This is a genomic window from Brevundimonas sp., from assembly GCF_016463485.1.
In the GTDB taxonomy this organism is placed as follows: Bacteria; Pseudomonadota; Alphaproteobacteria; order Caulobacterales; family Caulobacteraceae; genus Brevundimonas.
Map to the genome: position 1 here is coordinate 1 of NZ_JAEMRD010000210.1, position 3783 is coordinate 3783.

Below are 3783 nucleotides of genomic sequence, written 5' to 3' on the forward strand. Positions count from 1 at the left end.
TCCGGTCCCCGGCCATGGCGTCGTCGATCATGTTCAGATAGCGCGGCTCGAAGATATTCAGCGGCAGTTGGCCGCGCGGCAGCAGTATCGCCCCCGGCAGGGGGAAGACCGGAATGACCTGCGGCAGGTCCGACGCCTTCACATAGCCCTGGGCCATCGTCGGCTTCCTCATGCGAACAGGATGGAGGACAGGCGACGACGGCCGTCCTTCGAGACGTCGCTGGCCAGTCCGGCCGCCTCGAACACCACCAGCAACTGCTTCCTGGCCTGCTGCTCGTTCCATTCGCGATCGGCGGCGACGATGGCCAGAAGACTGTCCACGGCACCCTTCAGGTCACCTTCGGCGGCCTGTGCGAGCGACAGGTCATAGCGGGCCTGGTGATCGGTCGGATCGGCGGCGACGCGGGCCTTCAGGGCCTCGGCCTCGCCGCCGGGAGCGGCCGCCATCAGGGCCAGCTGGGCGCGGACGCTCTGCACCGCCGGGTCGGACGACCCTTCCGGTGCCATGGCGATGGTCTGGGCCGCCTGTTCCGCATCACCCGACGCCAGATAGACCCGGGCCATGCCGGCGATGGCCTTGAGGTTCTCGGGGTCGAGGGTCAGAACCTGGGCGAAGGCCTGGGCGGCACCGCCGAAGTCCTCGAGTCCCAGCGATTCCTCGCCCAGCGACAACAGCTGCTCGACATCGGCGTTCTCGCCGCTCCCGCCGGTCAGTTTGTCGATGAAGGCCCTGATCTGGCTTTCGGGCACCGCGCCCTGGAAACCGTCGACCGGCTGGCCGTTGACGAAGGCATAGACGGTGGGGATCGACTGGACCCGCAGCTGGCCCGCATAGGCGGGGTTCTTGTCGACGTCGATCTTGACCAGACGGACCTTGCCGCCGGCCGCGCGTACGGCCTTTTCAAGCGCCGGGGTCAGCTGGCGACAGGGCCCGCACCAGGTGGCCCAGAAATCGACGATGACCGGCACGCTTTTGGAGGTCTCGATAACGTCGGACATGAAGCCGGCGTCCGACCCCTCCATGATCACGTCCTCGTGATCGGAGCCTGTGGAAGTCGATTTCGGGTCGGCGAAGGTCATTGCAGGGCCTGCTTCGTGACGAGTCTTGGTGAACGCGGGAGGCATCAGATGGTCTCCCAGGGGAACAATCTCAAGGAATTCTCCAAAGCGTTGGTGTCACTCTCCTGCAACGCGAAAAAAATCATTGGTTTGCGTCTCGTTGGGTGCAAGCCAAACCGTTGCCGTTCATGCTTCAGTAAGGTTCAGGTGACTGGGGAGACATCAAAGTGAAATCAGTTCTGATCATGGCGCTGGGCGCCACAATGGCAACGGCGGCCGGCTCGGCCTTCGCTGCAGACGAAGCGGCCACGGGCTCTTCCGCGGTTGCGACCCCGACGCAGGTTTCCTTCGTCGAGGGCGAACGCTGGGGCGGCGGTGGCGCGACCATCTACGACCGCAACTGCGAATGCAACGTGCCGGTGATCAACGTGCCGTTCTACACGGTCCGTCCGCCCGCACCGCCGATCCGGGTCCGCGCCCCCGGCCTGCGCATCTCTTCGGCTCCGGTGTTCGCACCGTCGCCGGCCATCTACATCCAGGGCCCGCCGATCTACGTCGACGCCCCGCCGGTTCAGGTCGCGCCCGCCCAGGTCTATCTGGAAGCGCCCGACGTCCACGTCCGTCCGTCGGAAGTGTCCGTGGCCCCGCCGGAAATCCACTTCACGCCCGCCGGTCCCGATCATCCGGACGAGCACTGCTGCGACGTGGCCTCGCCGCCCGCCTATTCGGGCGACATGGCTCCGCCCGCCGACACCGGCTACCTGGCTCCGGCCGTGCCTGCCGACAACGGCTACTCGGCTCCGGCCAGCTATCCCGCCGCTCCGACCTACTCCGCTCCTGCGGCGACCGGTTCGAGCTCGGGCTACGCTCAAGAGCCCGGCGAACGCGGCTAAGACTTGCCGAGGGGGCCTTGCGGGGCCTCCGAGGGTACCGAACTGGGGCGGTCCGTCGAAAGACGGGCCGCTCTTTTCGTTTGGGCCCGAGGTTTCAGGGGCGGGCGATCCGCAGGATCGCGGCATTGCGGTCGTCGACGACCCAGATCGAGCCGTCGCGCGCCACCGCCATTCCGACGGGTGCGCCCATCGGGTGGGAGCCCGCCACCGCATTCCAGCCCGGCGTCAGGACCCGGGCCCGGGGCGCGGGCGCGCTGGACGGATAGGCCAGGGCACCACGTGGATAGACGGCATAGAGGGCACGGGTTTCGGTCAGGGGCGCGCCGTTCGCATCGGTCTCGATGGCCACGATCCGGCCGGCCGCCTGGCGATGGCCGTGCCAGCTCATCAGCATCCGTCCGCGCAGTTCGGGGAACATCGCCCCGTCGTAGTAGAGCATGGCCAGAGGGGCTGCATGAGGCGGCAGAAGTGAGACGGGCGGGGTCCTCTGGCCGCACCGCGCCTGTCGCGTCGTCCAGCCGGGCAGGGCGGTGGCCATGTCGGTGCAGTAGGGCCAGCCGTAGTGGGCCCCCGTCGTCAGCCGGTTGATCTCGTCGAACGGCCGGTTGGCGGTGGTCAGATCGACCGAGTTCTCGCCCTGATAGATCGCCCCCGACCGATGCCGGACCATGGCCACGGAGTTGCGCAGGCCGGTGGAATAGGCGGTCCAGGTCGCGCTCCACCGCCCCGCCCCGGTCATGGCGTATCGCCGCACCATGGCCTGTTCCGCCCCTTGCGCACACTGGCCCGACGGATCGGCGATGGGCCGGCCGGCGGGGGTCAGGCAGCGATCCGACGGTGCCCCGACATTGACCAGCAGGGCCCCGTCCCCGTCGAAGATGAAGCTGGACAGCGGATGGCGGTTCTCGTGCAGCCGGTTGTCGGGCAGGCTATCGACCACCGCGACCGCCGCCTCGGGTCGGTCCGCATCGAAGGCGAGGATACGGCTCATCTCGGCCAGATAGATGCGGCCGTCCGGCCCGCGCGCGATCGTGTGCGGCATGGACAGGCCGCGCATCAGCCGGGTCCAGACCACGGCCTCGCCCCGGACGCTCATCCGCCACAGCGCGCCTCGCCCTGCGTCCCAGGTGCCCAGGTCGGTGATCAGCCAGTCGGTATCCGACAGTTGCAACAGGCCGCGCGGCATCCGTGGGCCGTCGCCGCCCGTTCGCTGCCAGACCCGGCCGAGGCAATAGTTCTCGGCCATCCGCACGGTCGTCGCGCGAACGCCACCGCATGATCCCTGAACCGCATAGGGCCGTCCCGGGGCCTGGGCCTGGGTGGTCGCCGGGCAACAGGCCAGGGCGAGCGCGGCGACGGAGACGAGCGACCGGATCATGCCGCGACCCTATCAGACCCCTGTTCGCCGGAAAGGGTCTCGCCGCCGCCGGAAATATCCGCCACCTTGCGCCGGTGGGGAGCCGGGCTCCCCTGTTCAGTCTGTCCCTCCCGGAGTTCGTCCATGTCCGCCCGCATTCTCGCCGCCGTCGCCGTTCTGGCCATGGCCGCTCCCGCCTTCGCCCAGACCGCTCCTGCCCCGACCACACCCGCCGCCCCTGCCGCCGCGCCGACCGAGGCCGACCTCCAGACGGCGGGCGAGGCGTTCGGTGCCGACATGCAGGCCATGAGCGCAGAGCTGACGGCCGCCAAGACCGCCGCCGGCGCGGATACGGCAAAGGCCAATGCCGACGCCGACGCCATCGTCGCCAAATCTCAGCCCAAGGCCGACGCCTTCGCGACTCTCGTCTCAGCCTTCGTGGCGACCCAGCCGCTGCCGCCCGAAGCCCAGGCC

The 3783-nt window shown here is 68.9% G+C and carries 5 protein-coding genes; 2 read left to right on the top strand and 3 right to left on the bottom strand.

Going from position 1 to position 3783, the window contains the following annotated elements:
* On the bottom strand, window positions 1–157 hold a 157-nt coding region (locus tag JHC99_RS17850; RefSeq protein WP_292156023.1), incomplete at its 3' end, for an LON peptidase substrate-binding domain-containing protein.
* Window positions 158–168: 11 nt separating this feature from the next.
* The gene (locus tag JHC99_RS17855) at window positions 169–1080 is read right to left on the bottom strand and encodes a co-chaperone YbbN (protein ID WP_292156019.1); all 912 of its coding nucleotides are present in this window, start codon (window positions 1078–1080) and stop codon (window positions 169–171) included.
* 206 nt (window positions 1081–1286) lie between these two features.
* Here JHC99_RS17855 and JHC99_RS17860 point away from each other — a divergent pair, with 206 nt between their 5' ends.
* On the top strand, window positions 1287–1952 hold the full coding sequence (locus JHC99_RS17860; RefSeq protein ID WP_292156020.1) for a hypothetical protein: 666 nt from the start codon (window positions 1287–1289) through the stop codon (window positions 1950–1952).
* 94 nt (window positions 1953–2046) lie between these two features.
* Here the strand turns inward: JHC99_RS17860 and JHC99_RS17865 are convergent, their stop codons facing one another.
* Window positions 2047–3330, bottom strand: coding sequence for a PQQ-dependent sugar dehydrogenase (locus tag JHC99_RS17865; RefSeq protein ID WP_292156021.1), 1284 nt, complete (start codon window positions 3328–3330; stop codon window positions 2047–2049).
* A 123-nt stretch (window positions 3331–3453) separates the two neighbouring features.
* Here JHC99_RS17865 and JHC99_RS17870 point away from each other — a divergent pair.
* On the top strand, window positions 3454–3783 hold a 330-nt coding region (locus tag JHC99_RS17870), incomplete at its 3' end, for a translation initiation factor IF-2 (RefSeq protein WP_292156022.1).